Source organism: Endoryza foliicola (assembly GCF_050589245.1).
GTDB lineage: Bacteria > Bacteroidota > Bacteroidia > Chitinophagales > Chitinophagaceae > Endoryza > Endoryza foliicola.
The window spans coordinates 1-1,006 of record NZ_JBOBEW010000030.1; the positions used below are offsets into that span (position 1 = coordinate 1).

Consider the following 1,006-nt stretch of genomic DNA (forward strand, 5'->3'; position numbering starts at 1 on the left):
ATAAATCTCAGTTGATCACTACAAAGCAGTATTTGGTATCATACTGGTCTAAAAATGGTGCCATTACAGTTACTTCTAATGCTGGATCATCAACACTTACGACAGGTTGGACCAAAGGTGCATGGACCTATTATGAGCATCTGCTACCATTGGGTAGTTCTACGGCAACTTTATCTGCTACAAATGCTATCATTGATGAGCTTCGTTTGTATCCCAAAGATGCACAAATGTCAACAACTACTTACGATCTTCTTAATGGAGAGATCGTAGCGCAATGTGGACCTAATAATTCAATTACTTATTTTGAATACGATGGATATTATCGACTGGTGAACATTAAAGATGAAGATGGTAATATAGTTAAGAACTTCAAATACAATTATGGTCTAGGAACTGCATTGACGGCTGCTCCGAAAACACTCTTCTATAACTCCCAACAACAAGGAACCTTCTACAAACAAGGGTGCCCGAGTGGTTCGGAAGCTGCTGCAACTGTCTATAAAGTAGTATATGGAACATATGTTTCCTCAATTAGCCAAGCGGATGCAGATAGTAAAGCGCTAGCTGATGTAAATGCCAATGGGCAGGCTTATGCCAATGCGAATGGATTGTGTTACTATTGGAATACAGTGCAGTCAGGTTATTATAGCAAAAATGATTGTTTGCCTGAAAATGGAATTTCTGTTTGTTCGCTTAGTGGGCCGGTAAGCCAAAGAGGGAGGATCTTATTTACTATTCCGGCACATACTTATTCTTCCTTAATCAGTTTGGCAGATGCTAATGCTCAGGCTGCGACTGCACTGGCAAGCCAAGGACAAGCATATGCTAACAGTGTATGTTGGTGTTCGTGTGGCGGAGTTGGTCAAAAGATGGTTAACGGAACTTGCGAAACGGGAACTCGTATCAATAGCAGTACGATGCAATTGCCGAATGGTACTTGGCAATGTACTTACTACTATCAATGGAGTGATGGAAGCGTTAGCCAGTTTTATACAGAAACAAATTC

1 protein-coding gene is annotated in these 1,006 nt (G+C 40.8%); it reads left to right on the forward strand.

The genetic code is table 11. The features are described from left to right. Nucleotides 1-1,006: DUF5977 domain-containing protein (locus tag ACQ2HE_RS19870; protein WP_430902511.1), on the forward strand; the 1,006-nt coding region annotated here is incomplete at both ends.